The sequence below is a fragment of the Enterobacter asburiae genome, from assembly GCF_008080435.1.
Classification (GTDB): domain Bacteria; phylum Pseudomonadota; class Gammaproteobacteria; order Enterobacterales; family Enterobacteriaceae; genus Enterobacter; species Enterobacter asburiae_C.
The window spans coordinates 71,112-91,748 of sequence record NZ_VRKN01000004.1; the positions used below are offsets into that span (position 1 = coordinate 71,112).

The 20,637-nt window shown below is 53.7% G+C and carries 17 protein-coding genes and 2 pseudogenes; 11 read left to right on the forward strand and 8 right to left on the reverse strand.

Going from position 1 to position 20,637, the window contains the following annotated elements:
* Window positions 1-75 precede the first annotated feature (75 nt).
* The 3 genes from FU672_RS09005 (at window position 76) to dmsD (ending at window position 3,620) form a co-directional block, all read left to right on the forward strand.
* Entirely contained in the window at window positions 76-342 is a 267-nt protein-coding gene (locus FU672_RS09005) for a DUF1161 domain-containing protein (protein ID WP_148242994.1), read from the forward strand.
* 131 nt (window positions 343-473) lie between these two features.
* Window positions 474-2,912: a selenate/tellurate reductase subunit YnfE gene (gene ynfE / locus FU672_RS09010; protein WP_148242995.1), complete on the forward strand. Its 2,439-nt coding sequence runs from the start codon at window positions 474-476 to the stop codon at window positions 2,910-2,912.
* A 93-nt stretch (window positions 2,913-3,005) separates the two neighbouring features.
* Complete coding sequence (gene dmsD, locus FU672_RS09015; protein WP_148242996.1) at window positions 3,006-3,620, forward strand: Tat proofreading chaperone DmsD; 615 nt, start codon at window positions 3,006-3,008, stop codon at window positions 3,618-3,620.
* 40 nt (window positions 3,621-3,660) lie between these two features.
* On the opposite strand, the gene FU672_RS09020 is transcribed toward dmsD, so the two are convergent.
* Window positions 3,661-5,376 carry a SulP family inorganic anion transporter gene (locus FU672_RS09020; RefSeq protein WP_148242997.1) on the reverse strand — a complete coding sequence of 572 codons (1,716 nt, stop codon included), beginning with the start codon at window positions 5,374-5,376 and terminating at the stop codon, window positions 3,661-3,663.
* Between the two features lie 331 nt (window positions 5,377-5,707).
* Entirely contained in the window at window positions 5,708-6,904 is a 1,197-nt protein-coding gene (locus tag FU672_RS09025; protein ID WP_148242998.1) for an MFS transporter, read from the reverse strand.
* A 103-nt stretch (window positions 6,905-7,007) separates the two neighbouring features.
* Between FU672_RS09025 and FU672_RS09030 the strand changes: the two genes are divergently transcribed.
* A complete protein-coding gene (locus tag FU672_RS09030; protein WP_148242999.1) occupies window positions 7,008-7,925 on the forward strand; it encodes a LysR family transcriptional regulator in 918 nt (305 codons plus the stop codon).
* Window positions 7,926-8,005: 80 nt separating this feature from the next.
* Here FU672_RS09030 and FU672_RS09035 read toward each other — a convergent pair whose 3' ends face one another.
* Complete coding sequence (locus FU672_RS09035; protein ID WP_148243000.1) at window positions 8,006-8,473, reverse strand: GNAT family N-acetyltransferase; 468 nt, start codon at window positions 8,471-8,473, stop codon at window positions 8,006-8,008.
* Between the two features lie 140 nt (window positions 8,474-8,613).
* Here FU672_RS09035 and FU672_RS25105 point away from each other — a divergent pair.
* Window positions 8,614-8,754: pseudogene (locus FU672_RS25105) on the forward strand (chorismate mutase); the annotation flags it as partial.
* 295 nt (window positions 8,755-9,049) lie between these two features.
* Here the strand turns inward: FU672_RS25105 and FU672_RS25455 are convergent.
* Together FU672_RS25455 and FU672_RS09050 are read right to left on the reverse strand one after the other, a co-directional pair.
* Window positions 9,050-9,202, reverse strand: a pseudogene (locus FU672_RS25455) (nucleotidyltransferase family protein); the annotation flags it as partial.
* Window positions 9,203-9,356: 154 nt separating this feature from the next.
* Complete coding sequence (locus FU672_RS09050) at window positions 9,357-10,193, reverse strand: MipA/OmpV family protein (RefSeq protein ID WP_148243001.1); 837 nt, start codon at window positions 10,191-10,193, stop codon at window positions 9,357-9,359.
* Between the two features lie 202 nt (window positions 10,194-10,395).
* Here FU672_RS09050 and FU672_RS09055 point away from each other — a divergent pair, with 202 nt between their 5' ends.
* The 3 genes from FU672_RS09055 (at window position 10,396) to oqxR (ending at window position 13,078) form a co-directional block, all read left to right on the forward strand.
* Complete coding sequence (locus tag FU672_RS09055) at window positions 10,396-11,073, forward strand: response regulator (protein WP_148243002.1); 678 nt, start codon at window positions 10,396-10,398, stop codon at window positions 11,071-11,073.
* Window positions 11,073-12,461: a sensor histidine kinase gene (locus FU672_RS09060; protein WP_148243003.1), complete on the forward strand. Its 1,389-nt coding sequence runs from the start codon at window positions 11,073-11,075 to the stop codon at window positions 12,459-12,461. Before FU672_RS09055 ends, FU672_RS09060 begins: the two co-directional genes overlap by 1 nt.
* Before the next feature lie 137 nt (window positions 12,462-12,598).
* Window positions 12,599-13,078, forward strand: a complete 480-nt coding sequence (gene oqxR, locus FU672_RS09065; protein ID WP_029739386.1) for an efflux pump transcriptional repressor OqxR — start codon at window positions 12,599-12,601, stop codon at window positions 13,076-13,078.
* A gap of 183 nt (window positions 13,079-13,261) precedes the next feature.
* Here the strand turns inward: oqxR and oqxB are convergent, their stop codons facing one another.
* The gene (gene oqxB, locus FU672_RS09070) at window positions 13,262-16,414 is read right to left on the reverse strand and encodes a multidrug efflux RND transporter permease subunit OqxB (protein WP_148243004.1); all 3,153 of its coding nucleotides are present in this window, start codon (window positions 16,412-16,414) and stop codon (window positions 13,262-13,264) included.
* A 24-nt stretch (window positions 16,415-16,438) separates the two neighbouring features.
* Window positions 16,439-17,614 (reverse strand): multidrug efflux RND transporter periplasmic adaptor subunit OqxA, encoded by a 1,176-nt coding sequence (oqxA, locus tag FU672_RS09075; RefSeq protein WP_148243005.1) that lies wholly within the window; start codon window positions 17,612-17,614, stop codon window positions 16,439-16,441.
* A 336-nt stretch (window positions 17,615-17,950) separates the two neighbouring features.
* Here oqxA and FU672_RS09080 point away from each other — a divergent pair, with 336 nt between their 5' ends.
* Window positions 17,951-18,301, forward strand: a complete 351-nt coding sequence (locus FU672_RS09080; protein ID WP_032638191.1) for a helix-turn-helix domain-containing protein — start codon at window positions 17,951-17,953, stop codon at window positions 18,299-18,301.
* Here the strand turns inward: FU672_RS09080 and FU672_RS09085 are convergent.
* A complete protein-coding gene (locus FU672_RS09085) occupies window positions 18,225-19,139 on the reverse strand; it encodes a LysR family transcriptional regulator (protein WP_262349007.1) in 915 nt (304 codons plus the stop codon). The two genes, FU672_RS09080 and FU672_RS09085, sit on opposite strands and share 77 nt — an antisense overlap.
* Window positions 19,140-19,239: 100 nt before the next feature.
* On the opposite strand from FU672_RS09085, the gene FU672_RS09090 reads away from it, so the two are divergent.
* Window positions 19,240-20,220: a nitrilase family protein gene (locus FU672_RS09090; protein ID WP_148243006.1), complete on the forward strand. Its 981-nt coding sequence runs from the start codon at window positions 19,240-19,242 to the stop codon at window positions 20,218-20,220.
* A 76-nt stretch (window positions 20,221-20,296) separates the two neighbouring features.
* The gene (locus FU672_RS09095) at window positions 20,297-20,614 is read left to right on the forward strand and encodes a YebG family protein (RefSeq protein ID WP_148243007.1); all 318 of its coding nucleotides are present in this window, start codon (window positions 20,297-20,299) and stop codon (window positions 20,612-20,614) included.
* The last annotated feature ends 23 nt before the right edge of the window (window positions 20,615-20,637 follow it).

The window sequence follows — 20,637 nt, forward strand, 5'->3', positions numbered from 1 at the left end:
AATCATATTAGCAAATACAGTTGTTTACACGAAGCCTGCTAGAATTAATCTACACACAGAGAAAAGGAGCTACAGATGAAACGGTTACCCTGGATTACCGCCCTGCTGTTAATGAGTGCCTCATCGGCCGCGCTGGCGGCACCGGATTCCTGCGAACGCGTGAAAAGCGACATTCAGCAGAAGATTATCAACAACGGCGTGCCTGAATCTGGTTTTACGCTGAGCATTGTGCCGAACGACCAGGCCGACCAGGCGGGCACGCAGGTGGTGGGTCACTGCGCCAACGACACCTTTAAAATTTTGTACACCCGTACAGGCAACGGGGCTTCTGAAGCTCAGTAATTTACCCTCAATCCCCTTTGATTTGATGAGGATTAAGATTTAATACCCCCAAATAAGTAACACTCACCCCATCATTAGCCCGGTTATCATTTCGGGAAAAATAATACGCAATTATAATGATGGGGTGAGCCATGTCCGATATTGAACATCACGGCGGAATTAGCCGTCGAACTCTCGTGAAATCTACGGCGATAGGTTCTCTGGCGCTTGCCGCTGGTGGGATCTCGCTTCCTTTTGGTTTAAAAAGCGCCGCCGCGGCGGTGAAAGATGCCGTCCAGCCTGCTGAAGATAAAGTGGTGTGGGGCGCCTGCTCGGTCAACTGCGGCAGCCGCTGCGCGCTGCGTCTGCACGTTCGTGACGACGAAGTGTACTGGGTCGAAACGGATAACACCGGTGAGGATATTTACGGTAACCATCAGGTGCGCGCCTGCCTGCGCGGACGTTCTATTCGCCGTCGTATCAATCACCCTGACCGTCTGAACTACCCGATGAAACGCGTGGGCAAACGCGGTGAAGGCAAGTTTGAGCGCATCACATGGGATGAAGCGCTGAACACCCTCACCGCCAGCCTGAAAGACGTGGTCGACAAATACGGCAACGAAGCGGTGTATATTAACTACTCCTCCGGCATTGTCGGCGGCAATATCACCCGCTCCTCCCCTTACGCTTCGCTGGTGGCGCGCCTGATGAATTGCTACGGCGGTTTTCTGAGCCACTACGGCACCTACAGCACGGCGCAAATCGCCTGCGCCATGCCCTACACATACGGAAGCAACGACGGCAACAGCACCTCGGATATTGAAAACTCCAAACTGGTGGTGATGTTCGGCAATAATCCGGCGGAAACGCGCATGAGCGGCGGCGGGATTACGTATTATCTGGAGCAGGCTCGCGAGCGATCCAACGCGCGTATGATTGTCATCGACCCGCGTTATACCGATACGGCAGCCGGACGCGAAGATGAATGGATCCCGATCCGTCCGGGTACCGATGCCGCACTGGTGGCGGGCATTGCCTGGGTATTAATCGACGAAAACCTGGTCGACCAGCCGTTTCTGGATAAATACTGCGTTGGCTACGACGAAAAAACGCTGCCGGAAGGCGCGCCCGCTAACGCACACTACAAAGCGTACATTCTCGGCCTGGGCGATGACCATACGGCAAAAACGCCGGAGTGGGCCTCACGCATCACCGGCATTCCCGCGGATCGCATCGTCAAGCTTGCCCGCGAAATCGGCTCTGCGAAACCAGCTCACATCTGCCAGGGCTGGGGACCACAGCGTCAGGCGAACGGCGAGCTGACGTCCCGCGCCATCGCGATGCTGCCTATTCTGACTGGAAACGTGGGGATCAACGGCGGTAACAGCGGCGCGCGCGAGTCAACCTACACCATCACCATCGAGCGTATGCCGCTGCCGGATAACCCGGTCAAAACGCAAATTTCCTGCTTCAGCTGGACGGACGCCATTGCCCGCGGGCCGGAGATGACTGCCCTGCGCGACGGCGTGCGCGGCAAGGATAAGCTGGACGTGCCGATTAAGTTCATCTGGAACTACGCGGGCAATACCCTCATCAACCAGCACTCCGATATCAATAAAACCCACGATATCCTGCAGGATGAAAGCAAGTGCGAAATGATTGTCGTCATCGACAACTTCATGACCTCGTCAGCGAAGTACGCCGATATCGTGCTGCCGGACCTGATGACCGTCGAGCAGGAAGACATCATTCCGAACGATTATGCGGGCAATATGGGCTACCTGATTTTCCTCCAGCCCGTGACCGCACCGAAGTTCGAGCGTAAGCCGATCTACTGGATCATGAGCGAAGTGGCAAAACGCCTCGGACCGGATATCCATCAGAAATTCACCGAAGGACGCACGCAGGAACAGTGGCTGCAGTTCCTGTATGCCAAAATGCTCGAAAAAGATCCTAAGCTTCCATCCTATGACGAGCTGAAAAAAATGGGCATTTATAAGCGCAAGGATCCGAACGGACACTTTGTGGCCTATAAAAAATTCCGCGAGAACCCGGAAGCCAATCCGCTGAAAACGCCATCGGGCAAGATTGAAATATACTCCAGCAAGCTGGCGGAGATTGCGTCCACCTGGGAGCTGGAAAAAGATGAGACCATCAGCCCTCTGCCCATCTACGCATCGACCTTTGACGGCTGGGATGCGCCCGAGCGCGCGCAGTTCCCGCTGCAGCTGTTCGGCTTCCACTTCAAAGCCCGTACCCACTCGAGCTACGGTAACGTCGACGTGCTGAAAGCGGCCTGCCGCCAGGAGGTCTGGCTTAATCCTGTCGATGCAGAAAAACGCGGCATTAAGAACGGCGATACGGTGCGCGTCTTCAACGATCGCGGTGAGGTGAGAATCGAAGCGAAGGTCACGCCGCGCATCATGCCGGGCGTGAGCGCCATGGGCCAGGGTGCCTGGCACGATGCCAATATGAGTGGCGATCGTATCGACCACGGCTCATGCATCAACACGTTGACGACCCATCGACCTTCTCCGCTGGCAAAAGGCAACCCGCAGCACACCAATCTGGTGCAGATTGAGAAGGTGTAGAGAGTGAAACGCGAGACCATGGTTTATTCTATGGTCAGTATTATCAGTTAACACAATCGCGCGGGCGTCATCCGCGCGAGCAAGGAAGGTTCAATGAAAGACGTCTCACATCGTGAATCGTTCGCGTTCAGTGCCCGAGTGCTGGGTGCGCTATTTTATTTCGCTCCCGACAGCGAGCATACCGTGCCGCTAGTGCAGGCCCTCACCGCTGGCGAATGGGTTCAGGACTGGCCCCTGCCGCCGGAAACGCTGCAGCCCGTTGCCGATACGTTTGCCTCATCTTCCGATGAGCCGCTAACGGACGCCTGGCAACGGCTGTTTATTGGTCCTTACGCCCTGCCCGCTCCGCTATGGGGTTCCGTCTGGCTTGACCGCGAATCTGTGCTGTTTGGCGACTCGACCCTCGCGCTTCGCCAGTGGATGCGGGAGAACAGTATCGCTTTTGAGATGCAGCAGAATGAACCAGAAGATCATTTCGGTACGCTGCTGCTGCTGGCGGCGTGGCTGGCCGAGAATGACCGAAATACGGAGTGCGATCAGCTTCTGGCGTGGCACCTGCTGCCGTGGAGCACCCGCTTCCTGTCAGTGTTTGTCGACAACGCCGGGCATCCGTTTTATACCGCGCTGGGTAAGCTTGCGCAGCTGACGCTCGCGGACTGGCGATCCGGGCTGCTTATTCCGGTTGCGGAAAAGACGCTGTATCGCTAAGGCATGTGGCTTGCTCGCCGGTCGCGGGCAAGCCTTTAACCTATGCCTCTCCACCTGATTCACTCACACTCTCTTTGCTTTGAATGAACCGGAGTGCCAAATAGAGATCTGGCGCCAGAATCATGTCATCATCATTCATTGTTGGCCGACTCTCTTTAAACCAGCGTGTTAATTCCGTTTTCCTGCCCGCAAGGATTAATTTAATCTGACGACCTTTCAGGTCACGCTTTAACTCATTAATGGTCGCCAGAACGCTGATGTCTGAATAGGTGAAGCAAGCAACGGCATCAATCACCACCCATTTAGGTTGTAAGGCCGCACCATCAACCAGGTTCAATACCCGACGTTTAAAATAAGCCACATTAAAATAGGTCAAGGGTGAGTTAAATCGATACATCAGCACGCCCGGGACCATTTTAATATCGGTTGTATTACCTAATGAGTGAATCATTCCATCTTCGTCAGTGCCCAGCAAGTGCTCGGAGGGACGAAACACTGTACGAAGGAACTGTAACAGGCCAAGCAACACCGCAAGGCCGATCCCCTGGATAACACCGATAATTAAAACACAGCCAAACGTGAAGAAGGCCAGGCGAAATGCCTGTTTATTTCTGCGCCTCAGGTTCCATAACCCACGTAAATCTATCAATGACCACGAGGCATACATTAGAACAATACCTAATGCAGATACCGGAATAAATTGTAATGGCTGAGTGAAAAATACCACTACGATACCGATGAGTAAGGCTGCGACCACGGAAACCAGCTGACTTTTCCCACCCGTTGAATCATTAACCGCAGTCCGGGAATCGGCGCCACTGATAGCAAACCCCTGGGATAAGCCCGACATGAGGTTTGCGATACCCAGTGCCCGGAACTCAGCATCCGCATTAATTTCATAGCCATTTTTTGCGGCGAAACTGCGAGCGGTCAGCATCAGACTGACAAAACTGACCAAAGCCAGGTTTAGCGCCGGGATTACTAAATCACGCATCAGACCGGGCTGGAACGCCCCCCAGTTAACGACGGGTAAACCAGACTGGAAGCCATCCCCCCCAATAGTGGCAATACCATACTGTTGCGCAGATGTCCCCCACACCAGTACCGTTGTCATCACAATGGCAATCAAAGGTGCTGGCCAGTGGCTGCGATACGTTTTGATAACCATTAAAATAATTAACGTTAAAAGCGATATCCCTACGGTTAATAAATGACTGTCTGAAAGTCGGCCTGGCAAGGCCAATATTTTCTCAATAACCTGCGCTTCATCTAGCTTGATCCCCAAAACCTTACCTAATTGCCCGACAATAATGGTCACGGCTACGCCATTAAGCAAACCCGTAAGGATGGGATGTGAAAGCAGATCGGCAAGTGCGCCCAGGCGAAATTTACTGGCAAGCAGGCACCATGCGCCCATCATCAATGTCATGATGATCGTCAGTTGCCAGTGCAATTCGGGATTTCCTGCAGAAAGAGGAAACACGACGGCCGCAATCACCGCGCAGGTCGTGGCATCAGGGCCAACAATAAGCTGACGTGAAGAACCAAACAGTGCATACGCTATCATCGGTAAAACGCAGGAATACAGCCCCACGATAGCCCCAACCCCCGCCAGCTCAGCATACGCAATAGCAACGGGTAGCGCGACAGCCGCAACGGATAACCCGGCTTTAACATCCTGTTTTAGCCAGCTTTTATCGTAGGCTAACAAATTTTGTAAACCTGGCATGTAGTTTAATAATAGTTTTCCGAACACGTTATTCTCCGGATAGGGATATCAGCCACGTAATGTTGGCACACTTCTCAGTGAGGTTCTGGTTTTCAAATGCTCCGGATTGAGGCCGCCAGTGCTCGGAACCTCATAAAACGTCAACCATTTATTATTATGACTGGTGTTAAACATAGTTCAAAAACTACCGCTTAGCCGGAGTTGACCCTGCCGGATGCTGCAGTGCTGCACGCTGGGGACGGATGGGGGGAACCGGTAGTCAGGCAGCCGACGATATGACTGATTTGGGGTTCGGTATGACGTGTATCGAGATAAAGTTAGGCCCAGAAGATTGTCCGCTTTGTGCCAGAAGCGGACGTTATGCTAATGGTTGGAGCGTACGCTTAGCCAGCTTCTTTTGCAGAATGATAACGATGATGGGGAACCCTGATGCGGAAATTGCACATACCCCCAGCAACGTGTTCATATTTTGTTGTGCTATGGAGTGCCCAGGTAATAGAAAAGCAGACAGAAAAAAAGCGACAGTTGTGATCAGGTACATTATTGATGACTGCAATGAAGAAAATCCCGCTCGTTGCCTGTCATCAGGAAACTGAATACTCACCGCCGAGGAGGAAACCAGACGACTGTAAGATGCACCGAGAAATAAAATAATAAATAGCGTCGGATTCGAATAGCCCATAACAGGTATTAGCAAAGCGAGTAAAAAAACGAAAGTTGACCCTGTAGCCAGACTCACAGCAGAAAAATGCGGAGTTAGCGCACCTGTCATTTTTGTTGACAGGTATCCTGCAATGCCCCCGGCGAAAAACAGCCATGGCAGCAGGTATTGAGAGCCCCCCAGCTGTTGGGTCATTAATGGTACCAAAACAGGAATGACCAGCATCGGGCTAAACTGTACCAGCGCATTACTGGAAGCGAACAGTAAAGTATTAACGTCGAGAGGCAGTGCGTGAGGTGTATCGAAAGAGACTGTATCCTGAGGGATGATGGAAACAATCAGTGGCAGTGCCAACAAACACAACGTACTGATTAGCCACAAAGCGACATGCCAGCCGTAATGAGCACACAAAAATAGTATCGTGGGCATTCCGACAATACTTACCATCGAAAATGATGCAATTACCGTCGCCAACAATTTCCCTCGCAAGTTAGTTGGTGCGAGATTTATCAATATACTGATACTCACCCCCATAGTTGTGCCTCCAACCAATCCGGCACAGAATCGTAATGTAAGCAGAAGGCTAAAGCTGGAGGTAAATATCGTCAAAAGTGTCAGTAGGCCGAGTAGTGCCATATTGACGATTAAAAAACGTTTCTTATTGAAACGACCAATCCAGTAAAAGGCGATAATTCCCGACAGGACCGCCCCGGAGGTGTACATGCCCGATACGTAGCCAGAGAATGACACGGGAACGGCGAAGTCTGCTGCCATAAAAGCAAAAACAGGGTTGAACATCATATATTCCAGCGCATTTGTGAACTGGATAAAAGCCATGACAACCGCTATCCGGATGAGGGCTTTATGATTAAACGTTGTTGTGACCGATGACATAACAAGCGACCTGTGGGTAAAAGATATCCGAGTTTAACTGCTTTCAATCTTGTTCAGTAGATGGTAAAACTGGCACATATTGTTATCATTTATGGGATAGTCTATGCGACCAGCTCTTGATTTTAATACCCTGAAAGTTTTCATTGCTGTGGTTGAAAGAGAAAGTTTTGTTGGGGCATCTAAAGTCCTTGAAATGCCGACATCAAATGTTAGTCGTTGTATTTCTCAGCTAGAAGAAAGACTGAATCTTCAGCTCATTGAGCGCAGCACCCGACATATGAAACTCACACAAGCGGGGCACCTGCTCTATTCCCGGGCGAAGCCATTAATGGATGCACTTGAGCAGACTGAAACAGAATTAACGTTGCGGCAGATGCAGCTCAAGGGGCCACTACGTATCTGTATTCCCAATGAAATAGGTCCTGCACTGCTGGGTTCTGTGATTGCCGATTTCGCCTGCCAGCACCCGGATCTGGAAATTAGCTGTGTCACAAATTTGTCTGGTCTTGAATCCCTGAGAGACGATCTGGATTTAGCCATCATTGTGAGCCGTGGCCAGATGGATGACGGTGATTACATAGCCCGTCATCTGGTGACGATCCCTTGCACCATCGTTGCAGCCCCCTCCGTCATTCAGCGTCATGGCATACCTTCTCGTATACAGCAATTTGAAGAATTACCCTGTATTACCACGGTAAATGCACTTAAAGGTGCTCCCTGGCAGTTTGTGAATAAAAAGGGGGGATTTGAGACGATAAAGGTTAAAGGCCATTACCGGGTAAACAGCGGAGAGATGGCAGGACGCGCGGCGGTAGCGGGTGTTGGTTTCGCTATTCTTTCGAAACAGGCCTGCCAACCCTACATCGATGATGGACGGCTGATCGAGACTAAGTTTGAACAACCGCCAGCCCCACTTCAATTGTACGCACTTTATTCAGACAAGCGTTATTTGCCCGCTAAAACACGAGCGCTTATTGAATACATACAGCAGAATTTGAGCAATATACCCTTAGCAACCTAAAGATAGATGAAACAGCTACAGAGAGTTCCAGTGTTTCAATGGTCTCTAAATGCAGAATGTCTGCTGTCCGCTCATAAGGGTCAGCCGCGATTTTTTCCATTGGTATAAATATCAGGCCGGGTGATACTCCATGCATAGTTTTCCCGATTAACGGGTTCGTACCCAAATTTTTGATAGAGCCAGGGAGCTGTTGTTGTAAACAACATGATTCTGCGAAGCTGCTCAAAGACGGGATGATGATGTATGCATTGCATCATCCATCTTCCCAGGCCCTCTCCCTGATATTCCTCAAGAATATAAACATCACATAGATAAGCGAATGTAGCGTAATCTGTTATCAGACGCGCGAAACCTATCTGGTTTTCATCATGGTAAACGCCGAAATTAAGACTGTTTTCAATTGATGCGCCTACAATTGACAGATCAATCCCTTTAGCCCAGGTCGACCTCGTCAGATAGCGATGGATAGCCTGCACATCCAGTTTTTCCCTGTCTGTACTCACCAGGTAGTTATCCTTATGCCACTCATGCTTCTCTAAAATGCTCACGGACGTACCTGCTCATAAGGTTATGGGAAACCTGACCTTATCATTTGATGTAAAATCATGCTATCCGTGCTGCTTTGCAATAGCTAAAGCCTGCTGCTGGTATGAATGAGGGATTGCGTCTGCTGTTCGCTGCGAGTTTAAGGGTTCGCAGGCAGGCAGCTGAGGCTGGGCTTTCAGAAGTGATTATCGAGAAAATCTACCGGACCATGATAAGCGCATTTATCGAGTATGAGCTTGAGCAACATGACCAGCTTCAACATGCTGCGGCGAAGACTGACTGAACCGGTCTGTCTGAAGCAACCGGGTAACGAAAATACAAGCTGTTGTTAATACCCATTCTGGTAGCTGTTAAGCGTACCCTGTTATGACAAAATAGCGCACGCAAACGGTTTCGTTGGTTTGAACCGTTTTCGACACATTATCTATTGCTGTGATGGCATTGTTGTTTAGCATTTTATTCTTGACGTCTCCCCTCCCTGTGGAGACGTTTTTTTTCCCCACATTCTTCCAGATGGTTGCAAACCCAAACTCTGAGACGTAATTGATATAAACGGGTGAAATGAGCGTCCAACAGACAGATTCGGGATCGAACCAGACCACATCCACATCGCCAGAAAAGGACTTTTTCCAGTATGTATGCATGTGATCCCATACGGCATCCCTGACAAAACCCGCGCCTATCCAGCAATCACGAAGTTGCAACTCACGGGCCGCATAAAGCATCTGCATACATGAAGGATCAACTGACAATATTCTCTGCAATGAATCTAGCTAGTCCATCATTATTCCCGTCATCAAACAGCACCGCCCCGCCAGCTTAACCAGAGCGGCTTATCGACATCGTTAGTGCGCGCTCAAAACCTCAAGCCACCGCAACCAACAATTAAAAACTGTACGTCACCTTCAAACTCCCCGTGGGCGACGTTTTGCGTTGCACAATGGGACTATCACCCGCATCCCCCGTCAGCTGAGTAACACCCGCTGAGGCAAGCACGCTCCAGCGCGAAGTGAGCTTGTGGGTCCAGTCCAGATTCATCGACCAGGCATAAATCCCGGCCCCGGCGTCATGTCGGGCAAATCCCGATGCGCTCGACTGAGCGGCACTGACCCCGTAGTAGGTCTGCATATACTTGCCGGATCCCCAGCTGCCGGTCAGCGCCAGCGCCACCTCATTTTTTGGTGAGGTATAGAACGGGCTGGAAATGCCGAAATGCACCGCTTCACCGTTATCTCTCTCAGAAACCGGTACCTCAGCCTGCAGCTGCAGGTGAAGCCAGTCGGTTACCTTGTACTCCAGCCCAGGCACAACGATTGCCGAACCTTTTATCTCGCCCATCCCTCGCAGTTCGTCGCTGCCGGAGCTGATCGAATCGCTGCTCACGTCTTTATCTTTACGGCCGACTCGATAGCTCAGCGCGGCGCTGTAATCCAGGTTGCCAATGCTGTTGCCGTAACCGATTCCTCGCGAGGTGCTGATAAAGAAGCCATTTGCCATGGCGTAATCCACCACCTGAGCCGCACTGACGCGGCTTTTATCCGAACCAGAATAACGCGGCGCTACGTCCACGCCGCCCCCCAGGGTTAAGACGTTACCCTGGCTCTGTTCTGCCGCCAGTACAGGCGTGGCCAGTAACGCCAGAACGACGCCCGGCACGATGTTTTTCAGGCTGCGGCCCGAGAGTAAATGGGGGAACGTATGACGCAGTTCGATGTTTCTCATTAAAGAAGCCCTTTTGGATTCAAATGATGACGATGCATGCGGTTAACCGCCAGAACGCCCATTTTGAATACTGACCCTAAGGTTCTTATGAGCCGAAAATGAAGAAACACTGAAGCGCGAGCAGGTGCTGTAAACCGGACAGGTTTCCTGATACCGTTTTTTCTTAAGATGTTCTTCATTCACGGTTGATACAGTTACCAGTGTGAAAATTCTACTAATCGAAGACGACCTGGATCTTGGCAATGGCGTACGTATCGCCCTCTCAGATCAAGGATTTGAAGTCATATGGGTACGCCGTAAAGAGGATGCGCTGCATCAGCTGGACGTCTGCGTGCCGGAACTTATTTTGCTCGACCTGGGGCTACCCGACGGCGATGGCATGAGCCTGATGACCCGTTTGCGTCAGCAGCTCAAGGGGATCCCGGTCATCATCCTGACGGCACGAGGCACGCTGCAGGATCGGCTGTGTGGGCTGGATGCCGGTGCAGACGACTATCTCGTCAAACCTTTTATTCTCGCCGAGCTGCTGGCGCGAGTAAGAGCCCTTGCGCGGCGCAGCTACGGTTTCGAGAATGAGGCAATAGAAATTCGTGGCTTATCTCTTCATGTCCCGACGCGTCGTGTGACGGTGAGCGCGCGCCACATTGACCTGACGGCGAGTGAATATGCGCTGCTTGAAACGCTGATGCTGCGCGCTGACCGCGTGATTACGCGACGGTTTCTGGAGGAACGGATATTCGGCAACAAAGAGAACCTCAGTAATGCGCTCGACGTGCATATGGGGAATTTGCGGCGAAAAATCGGCGACGGCTATGTGCGAACGGTGCGGGGCGTCGGGTATGTCATTGATACCGTCGCAGTCCAGAAGGTGTCCGGTTAATGCAAAACGTCTGGTATCACCTGAGACGCCCAACGCTGGTACGGCGAATTATCATCGCCCAGATGCTGCTGCTTACCCTGCTGTGGTGTCTTTTTTTAACCTTCATTCTGTGGGAAGACCTGCGCAGCCCTCCCATACTGACGGGCAGTAAGACGTACGAAACCCTTTTTACCCTGGTTGAGCGGATGGATGGACGCCCGCAGGATCGCACCGCAGTGCTGGAAGCCTTCAGCAAGGCGCTGCGTGAGGGCTATGGCGGCGGGGAAGATCCCGCGCTGTCGATTAATCTCATCGTTCGCAAAAATAATGCCGTTATATTTTCATCAAAAGGAGCACCCACAGGGGTAACCAACACCCGGCCCGGAGAAATGGAGCATGTTCAGAGTGAAGGTCGCGTCTGGACCAGCCGCACCCTCAAATCCGCTCACTCCGATGTGGAGGTAACTCTTTTCACCCCTGCCAGCGGCTGGAACTTCTTTATCTACCTGAACTCGCGTGGCTATTACATCCTGCCGCTGCTGGTCTGCTTCCCTTTTCTGCTGTTTCCCGCGTGGCTATCAATTCGCATTGCGATGCGCCCCTGGAACAAGGTGGTCAATGAAATTACGTTACGCACGCCTGACGATCTCTCTCCCTTAAAAGCCGTTCCCAGGCACAGGGAGCTTCGCCAGATGGTGGACGCGATCAATGACTTCCTTGCCAGGGTGCGCGAAAGCGCGGAAAGGGAACGGGTTTTCATTGCAGATGCCGCGCACGAACTGCGTACGCCCCTCGCGGCAATGCGCATTAACGTGGAAGCGCTGCAGTCCTGGGTCATCAGCGAGAGCCAGCAGGAGCTGCTTGCGGGGGTCATTCGCAGCAACAGCCGGGCTGCGCGTCTCGTCAACCAGCTGCTGCTGCTGATGCACAGTGAAGCGCGCATTGATACGGACATGGAGCCCGTGCCGCTGACGACGCTCATACCGGAGCGAATGGCCGAGCTGGAACCGCTGGCGTCTGCGCGCAGGATTGAACTGGAATTCTTCGCAGAGGATGAAATCTGGATCCCAGGCGTCAGGGAACGCCTGGTGTCGCTAATTGATAATCTCATTGAGAACGCCGTGAAGTACAGTCCCGAGGGCGGGCGGATTCAGGTCGATGTCCGCACAGCAGATGGCTTCGCGCGGCTTCGCGTTTCAGATGCAGGGCCCGGTATTCCGGTTGAACTGCGGGAGCGCGTGTTCGACCGTTTTTTCCGCGATCCCAATCAGATGCAAAGCGGGAGCGGCCTGGGACTTGCCATCGTCAAAGCGGTGGCGCAGCAGCACAACAGCAGCGTAAACCTGAGCACTTCAGCAGAAGGTGGCCTGATGGTGTCGGTTGACTTCCCGAACCGCACGTTTAGCTAAACCAGAACAGGGGGTTTGATCGCAAATGCCGCAGATTGCTTCAAAATAATTACCGTATTTGTTATATTGTTGTTTATTGCTTATTCACCTCTGCGGTGCCAAAAAGAACAAGATTCACCGCAACCCAGGATACAAAAATGTTAGATTACCGCTTCCCGACAGCTTTGCAGATGGTTCTCAGCGTAGCGATGGCGGAGCAATTGGGTGAACGTTCGACGAGTGCGATTCTGGCCTACGGTCTGGAAGCGAACCCGAGCTTCATCCGCAAATTGATGGTTCCGCTGACGCGTGACGGCATTATCGTCTCAACGCTTGGCCGTAACGGCTCAATTCATCTTGGTCGCCCGCCGGAAGAGATTACCCTGCGCGACATCTACCTTTCGGTCATCGAAGATAAAAAGCTGTGGGCGTCGCGCCCTGACGTGCCGGCCCGCTGCGTGGTCAGCGCTAACGCGTGCTGGTACTTCAAGTCGATTTCCGAAGAAGCCGAAGAGGCTTCGCTAGCGGTACTGGCCCGCCATACCGTGGCAAGCGCCCTGGAAGCGGTTAAAAACGCCGATAGCAGCGGATGGGATCCGCTCCCCGACCTTATTGCCCAGTATCAAAAAACGTCGTAACGATCTTGCCGGGTGGCGCTGCGCTTACCCGGCCTACATTCAGCAATCATTTCAATAAATTGCAGTGTTCATTGTAGGCCCGTGCAAGCGTAGCGCCGCCGGGTGAAACTCACAAAACGCACGTTGTCTGCAGTTTGAAACCGCCTTCACAGTGAAGGCGGTTTTTTATTATCTGCAACATCCCTACGCAGGCAGAACGTCCCTTTCCACTTTGCCGCGCGTCACGAACTTACGCAGCGTCACGTAAAACACCGGCGTCAGGAACAGACCAAACAGCGTCACGCCCAGCATCCCGGAGAAGACCGTTATCCCGGTGACGCCGCGCACTTCTGCCCCCGCGCCGTGGCCAAGGATCAGCGGAATGGTCCCGGCAATAAAGGCGATGGAGGTCATCACAATCGGGCGTAAACGCAGGCGGCATGCCTCCAGCGCGGCTTCCATAATACCTTTGCCCTGAATTTCCAGCTCGCGGGCAAACTCCACGATAAGAATCGCGTTTTTACACGCCAGCCCCATCAGAACCACCAGCCCTACCTGCACGAACACGTTGTTATCGCCACCGGTCAGCCAGACGCCAAACAGCGCGGAGAGCATGGTCATCGGCACGATGAGGATCACTGCCAGCGGCAGCGTCCAGCTTTCATACAGCGCCGCCAGCACCAGGAACGCCAGCAGCACCGCGACCGGGAAGACGATCAGCGCCGTGTTGCCCTGCGTCGCCTGCTGGAAGCTCAGGTCCGTCCATTCAATGTTCATCCCGTTCGGCAGGATCTGCTTAGACATCGCGTCCAGCTGCGTCATCGCCTGCGCAGATGAGAGCACGCGCGGGTCGGCATCGCCAATCAGGTCCGCCGCCGGGTATCCATTGTAGCGAATCACCGGATCCGGCCCGTAGGTGGTCGTGATTTTCACCATACTGCCAATCGGCACCATTTCACCCTGGCTATTACGGGTGCGCAGATTCGCAATATCTTCCACGCTGTCGCGGAACTGCCCGTCGGCCTGCGCCATCACGCGCCAGGTACGCCCGAACTGGTTGAAGTCATTCACGTACGACGAGCCCAGATAGGTTTGCAGCGTACCGAAAAGATCGGTCAGCGATACGCCCTGCGCTTTCGCCTTGTCACGGTCGACCTGCACGTCCAACTGCGGAACGTTAGCCTGATAGGTTGAGATCGGGAAGTGCATTCCCGGTGTCTGCATAATCGCACCGGACATGGTGTTTACCGCATTTTGCAGCGCGCCATAGCCCAGACCGCCGCGATCCTGGATGTACAGCGAATAGCCCGACCCCTGACCCAGCCCTAAAATCGGCGGCGGCAGAATGGAGAAGCCAAAGCCCTGCTGGATTTGTGCGATTTTCGCGTTGATCTCCGCGTTAATTTCCGCCGCAGAGTGTTTACGCTGATCGAACGGCTTCAGGCCAAAGAACACCGTCCCCGTATTCGGCGTGTTGGTGAACTGCAGCGCATTCAGCCCCGGGAACGCGACCGCGTAGTCCACGCCTTCGGTATTCATCCCGATTTCGCTCATTTTGCGGATCACCGCATCGGTGCGCGCCAGCGACGAACCTTCCGGCATTTTCACGCCGCCAATCAGGTACAGCTTATCCTGCGTGGGAATAAACCCGCCGGGCACCGCTTTAAACATCACGCCTGCGGCACAGAGCAGCAGCAGATACACCACAAATACCGAGCCGCGTCGTCCCAGCGTTTTACCCACCAGCCCCTGATAGCCGTTTGAGCTGCGGTGGAAAAAGCGGTTAAACGGACGGAAAATCCAGCCGAACAGACGATCGATAAGTCGGGTCGGGAAATCTTTCGGCGCGCCGTGCGGTTTTAACAGCAGTGCCGCCAGCGCCGGAGAGAGCGTCAGTGAGTTAATGGCAGAGATAACCGTGGAAATCGCGATCGTCACCGCAAACTGCTTGTAGAACTGCCCGGTAACACCCGAGAGGAACGCCATCGGCACAAACACCGCGCACAGCACCAGCGCAATCGCAATAATCGGCCCGGATACTTCTCGCATCGCCTGATGCGCCGCCGCAAGCGGAGCAAGCCCCTCTTCGATGTTTCGCTCGACGTTTTCCACCACCACGATGGCGTCGTCCACCACGATACCGATGGCCAGCACCAGCCCGAACAAACTCAGGGTATTCAGTGAAAAACCGAGCAGGTAGAGAATGCTGAAGGTACCCACCACCGAAACCGGCACCGCGATCAGCGGAATGATCGACGCGCGCCAGGTTTGCAGGAACAGGATCACCACCAGCACCACCAGCACCACCGCTTCCAGCAGCGTTTGCACCACCGCACGGATGGAGTCGCGCACGAAAACGGTCGGATCGTAAGGTGCCGCCCACTTCATGTCCGCCGGGAAGCGCGTGGACAGTTCGTCCATTTTCGCACGCACCGCGTTAGACAAATCGATGGCGTTCGCCCCCGGCGACTGGAAGATACCAATCCCGACCGCGTCTTTATTGTTCAGTTGGGAACGCAACGCATAGCTGCCGGATCCCATTTCGATACGCGCCACGTCGCGCAGGCGGACAACCGTACCGTCCTGCGTCGTTTTCAGGACAATATTGCCGAACTCTTCTTCGGTATGCAGACGGCCCTGGGCGTTAATGGAGATCAGGAAATCGCTCTCTTTCGGCAGCGGCTCGGCGCCAAGCTGCCCGGCGGACACCTGCACGTTCTGCTCCTGCATCGCCGTGACCACGTCTGAGGCCGTCAGCCCGCGCGCCGCCACTTTGTTGGGATCCAGCCAGACGCGCATCGCGTATTCACCCGAGCCGAAAATCTGGATCTGGCCGACGCCGGGTAGGCGCGCCAGCTCGTCCTTCACCTTCAGCGTGGCGTAGTTACGCATATACAGGGAGTCGTACTTACCGTTGGGCGAAAACAGATGCACCACCAGCGTCAGCGTCGGGGACTGTTTCTGGGTGGTAATGCCCAGGCGCCGCACGTCTTCCGGCAGACGCGCTTCGGCCTGTGCAACGCGGTTTTGCACCTGAACCTGCGCCTGATCCGGGTCGGTTCCCGGACGGAAGGTGACGGTGGTCACCAGCACGCCATCGGAACCCGCGACGGACTTCATGTACATCATGTTCTCAACGCCGTTGATCGCCTCTTCCAGCGGCGTCGCCACGGTCTCGGCAATCACTTTCGGGTTGGCGCCCGGGTACTCCGCGCGCACCTGCACGCTTGGCGGCACGACATCAGGATATTCGCTCACCGGCAGCAGCGGGATGGCGATTAACCCTGTGATAAAAATCAGAATCGACAGTACCGCGGCAAAAATCGGCCTGTCGATAAAAAAGCGGGAAAAGTCCATGGGTTGGATTCTCAGGTCAAGGGATCAGTTGAGGGCGGCGCTGGCGGTCATGGCAACGGTTTTCGCGTTAACCGGCATACCCGGCATAAACACTTTTTGTAAACCCTCGACGATGACTTTATCGCCAGGATTCAGCCCCTGCCGCACGATGCGTAAACCGTCTGCCAGACGCCCCGGCGTGATGTCTCGGCGCTGCGCTTTCCCCTCTTTATCCACGATATACACGTATTTACGATCCTGATCGGTCAGCACCGCTTTGTCGTCGATAAGCGTGGCTTTGAACTCCGCGCTGCCCGGCAGGCGTACGCGGGCAAAAAGTCCCGGCGTGAACTGACGCTGCGCGTTATCCAGCAGCGCGCGCATACGGATGGTGCCGGTACCTGGCGTCAGCTGGTTATCCAGGAAGTCCACTTTACCCTGATGGGGATAGCCCTCCTCGCCCGTCAGGCCAATCTCAACCGGAAGCGCCGTATGATTACTGGATGCCCCCTGCCCGCTGCGGGCCAGATTTTGGTAGTGAAGGTAGGTTGACTCATCCACGTCAAAGTAAACGTAAACCGTTTTCTGCGAGACCAGCGTGGTGAGGACGCTGGCGGTGTCGCCCGCCGTCACCAGGTTCCCGCTGGTAATCAGCGCCCGGCTGGCGCGACCATCGATAGGCGCGGTGACTTTGGTGAAGTCCAGGTTGAGCTGCGCGGCGTCAACCGCCGCCTGGGCGGCGCGAATATCGGCCTGCGCCTGAGTGGCGGCCGAACGACGCTGCTCCCACTCTTCACGGGAGACAACGTTGGTATTGACCAGCTTATCGGTACGGTTAGCCTCACTTTGTGCCAGGCTGGCCTGCGTTTTGGCTCTCGCCAGGTTCGCCTGCGCCTGTTCCAGCGCCGCGCGATAGGTTCGGTCATCAATCGTGAACAGCACCTCGCCCTTCTTCACTTCCTGGCCGTCGGTGTAATTCACTTTATCAATGTAGCCGGAAACGCGCGGACGTAGCTGAACGCTCTCCACCGCCTCAATCCGACCGTTAAAGCTATCCCACTGGCTAATGGATTTCACCACCACGTCAGCCGCGCTGACGGCGGGCGCAGGCGGCGCGGCATTTTGCGCGACGCTGTTGTCGCATCCGACGAGCAGCACGGAGAGCAACATGACCCCCAGCGCGTTCAGATGAAAGTTACCCCAGGTTTTTTGCAGGCTCATTATTTTTATTCCGGTAATTGTCGCCGCCGGGCAAGACGCAGCAGGAGGCACTGCGCCACTTCCTTTGTCCGGTGGCTGTCTTAAGGCCATTTGTGTCGTTCATCGCCACAAAACTGTAACAGTTGCGAATACACTATCGCGGCGATTGTAGGAAGGCGCTTAACTAAGTGCAAGAATAATTGTTGCACTTTATGTGCTATTTGAGCGGATGTGAAAAGACCCGTTTCGCTCAGGGATTTAAATGCAACAATAAAACTTGCAATTAATACAAAAACGCGCCACCTTTTAATGCAACAGACAAAGATACTTTTAGACAGGCAGCATGGGGGTAACCAGATGAACACTGGCGCATTTATGCATGATTTACTCGACTGGATCGACAACAACCTGGATAGCCGTCTGGACATTGAGTCCGTCGCCAGACGATCCGGCTACTCAAAATGGCATCTCCAGCGCCTGTTCAAAGAGCATACGGGCTATCCCCTTGCCGGGTATATTCGCGCGCAGAAGCTGCAAAAATCGGTTGAGCGCTTAACCCGCAGCGATGAACCGATTCTGAACGTGGCGATCGCGCTGGGCTTTGACTCCCAGCAGTCCTTCAACCGCAGCTTTAAGCGTCAGTATGGTCAGGCGCCTGGGGCATGGCGGCGGAGCATGGGTGCCCCGGAAACGCAGCAGCTACGCTAGCAATGAAATTGTCACGGATGACATCCTCCCTACTTGCGTCCCAGGCGATGCCCACCTTCCAGCTGATTGACTCCCCCGTGAGCGGAATCATCACCAGCTCCGGCGGCGCGATATGCGTCACGCTGGTGGGCAGAATGGCCACGCCGATACCCGCAACCACCATCGCGACGATAGTTTGGATATCGTCAGTCAGCTGAGTCGATGAGATGAAAAGGCCGTTGTCATGCAGGAAGCGGTCAATCTGCGCGTTTAAACCCCGTCCTCGCTCATCATACAGCCGCAACAGAGGGCGTTTCGTGAGCCACTCTTCGACAGACAGTGTCGGCGACGCGGCGGGCACAACCATAACCAACCGATCGGTAAATAACGGCAGGTATTCAAGCGCCACGGGGGGAGGAACCCTGACAAAACCGACCTGTAGCTCATCATTTTGCAATCGCTCGTACTGCTGGAAGGAAGGCAGATCCGTCAATGACATTTCTACTTCCGGGTAGTCCCGACGAAAGTCAGCGATACAGCGTGGCGCCAGATAAAAGCTTGAAAGTCCGAACCCGACGGAAATATGCCCTTCAACTCCTTTCGATACCCGCTCAGCATGCTGCATAAATAGTTGGCTTTGCCTGACGACTTTTTCAGCCTCCGGCAGCAAACGCCTGCCGCTGGCGGTCAGTATTGCGCCGTGACGACCTCGTGAAAACAGAGACATATTCACCAGGGATTCAAGTTGATGAATCTGTTTGGTCAATGCCGGCTGCGAGATAAACAGCGCCCGCGCCGCATCGGCATAATTTCCTTTTTCCGCCAGTATCAAAAAGGCCTTTAGCAACCGGGTGTTCATTTTTGCATTCCAGATGGTTATCGAAATCAGAAATGATTTGATTATACAGTTATCGGCAATCGTTATGTAATTCAGTCTCGATGACAACCGGAGACGCAACATGAACGAACTGACATCCTTAAAGGCGGCAACCGTACAGTTTCAGCACCAGGCCAATAACAAACAATACAATCTCCTGATAATGGAGAAATTTATTGAACAGGCGGCGCTGGAGCAGGTCAAAATTCTCACTTTTCCTGAAATGTGTATCACCGGCTACTGGCATGTTCCTAAGCTTACCGCTGCGGAGGTATCTGCTCTGGCAGAGCCGATTGCAGACAGCCCTTCTCTGACGCTCATTCGCTCCCTGGCGATAAAACATCAAATGCTTATTGGCGCCGGGCTTATTGAACGCGCCGACGATGGCCGCCTCTACAATGCGTATGTTGCCTGTATGCCGGACGGCTCAATGCATACGCATCGTAAACTCCATGCTTTTGAACATCCGGCCATCAGCAGCGGGGACAGCTTTACCGTTTTTGATACGCCGTGGGGCGTGAAGGTCGGTATCCTGATTTGCTGGGACAATAACCTGGTCGAAAATGCGCGCGCGACCGCGCTGCTGGGTGCCGATATTCTTCTCGCGCCGCATCAAACAGGCGGTACCGATTCCCGCAGCCCTCACGGGATGAAGCCTATTCCGCTGGCGCTCTGGGAGGAGCGGGAAACGCGCAAGGAAGAAATCACCGCTGCATTCAAAGGGCCAAGCGGTCGGGAATGGCTAATGCGCTGGCTGCCTGCCCGCGCGCATGACAACGGATTATTTCTTCTCTTCAGCAACGGTGTCGGTGCAGATGATGACGAAGTGCGCACAGGCAATGCGATGATCCTCGACCCCTATGGCAGGATCGTGAACGAAACCTGGGCGGCAGAAGATATGATGGTGAGCGCTGAACTGGATTTAAGCCTGCTTGCTATGAGCACCGGACGCCGCTGGATCCACGGTCGCCGACCTGATTTATACCAGATACTGACGCAGCCGCAGGGCTATGAACGTGATGCGATCAGCGCACGCTTTTCGAATGAGCCCCCTGCTCGCTAAAATGTGAGCAATTTTTAGCTGCAACATAAAACCGGAACTGTTATGCTGTATATAATTACAGTATGAGGTGCGCATAATGGCTGTTGAAACAAAATTTGTCGTCGTAAGAAAAGGTGAAGAGAAAATGACATTTGCCAGTAAGAAAGAGGCTGACGCTCACGACAAGCTGCTCGATATGGCAGACGCGTTCACCGACTGGCTGTTGCAAAGCGGAATGCAAATGGATGAAACGCAGGCTGAAAATCTTGGCCTGTATCTCGCCGAGCAGAAAGAGACCGTGCAGCATATTCTGCGTACCAGCAAGCTTCCCGATCTCAACGCCCCTGCTGCAGCGGATAAAACAGAATCCGACGCGACTGACACGAAAAAAATCAGAGCTGTGAAAGCGGCCTGATTGTCATAAAAATCATCATCGAT

Excerpts from the sequence above, each read along its gene's own strand:
- FU672_RS09005 (WP_148242994.1), top strand. The coding sequence starts at position 76 with ATGAAACGGTTACCCTGGATTACCGCCCTGCTGTTAATGAGTGCCTCA.
- ynfE (WP_148242995.1), top strand. The coding sequence starts at position 474 with ATGTCCGATATTGAACATCACGGCGGAATTAGCCGTCGAACTCTCGTG.
- dmsD (WP_148242996.1), top strand. The coding sequence starts at position 3,006 with ATGAAAGACGTCTCACATCGTGAATCGTTCGCGTTCAGTGCCCGAGTG.
- FU672_RS09025 (WP_148242998.1), bottom strand. The coding sequence starts at position 6,904 with ATGTCATCGGTCACAACAACGTTTAATCATAAAGCCCTCATCCGGATA.
- FU672_RS09030 (WP_148242999.1), top strand. The coding sequence starts at position 7,008 with ATGCGACCAGCTCTTGATTTTAATACCCTGAAAGTTTTCATTGCTGTG.
- FU672_RS09050 (WP_148243001.1), bottom strand. The coding sequence starts at position 10,193 with ATGAGAAACATCGAACTGCGTCATACGTTCCCCCATTTACTCTCGGGC.
- FU672_RS09060 (WP_148243003.1), top strand. The coding sequence starts at position 11,073 with ATGCAAAACGTCTGGTATCACCTGAGACGCCCAACGCTGGTACGGCGA.
- oqxR (WP_029739386.1), top strand. The coding sequence starts at position 12,599 with ATGTTAGATTACCGCTTCCCGACAGCTTTGCAGATGGTTCTCAGCGTA.
- oqxB (WP_148243004.1), bottom strand. The coding sequence starts at position 16,414 with ATGGACTTTTCCCGCTTTTTTATCGACAGGCCGATTTTTGCCGCGGTA.
- oqxA (WP_148243005.1), bottom strand. The coding sequence starts at position 17,614 with ATGAGCCTGCAAAAAACCTGGGGTAACTTTCATCTGAACGCGCTGGGG.
- FU672_RS09080 (WP_032638191.1), top strand. The coding sequence starts at position 17,951 with ATGAACACTGGCGCATTTATGCATGATTTACTCGACTGGATCGACAAC.
- FU672_RS09085 (WP_262349007.1), bottom strand. The coding sequence starts at position 19,139 with ATGAACACCCGGTTGCTAAAGGCCTTTTTGATACTGGCGGAAAAAGGA.
- FU672_RS09090 (WP_148243006.1), top strand. The coding sequence starts at position 19,240 with ATGAACGAACTGACATCCTTAAAGGCGGCAACCGTACAGTTTCAGCAC.
- FU672_RS09095 (WP_148243007.1), top strand. The coding sequence starts at position 20,297 with ATGGCTGTTGAAACAAAATTTGTCGTCGTAAGAAAAGGTGAAGAGAAA.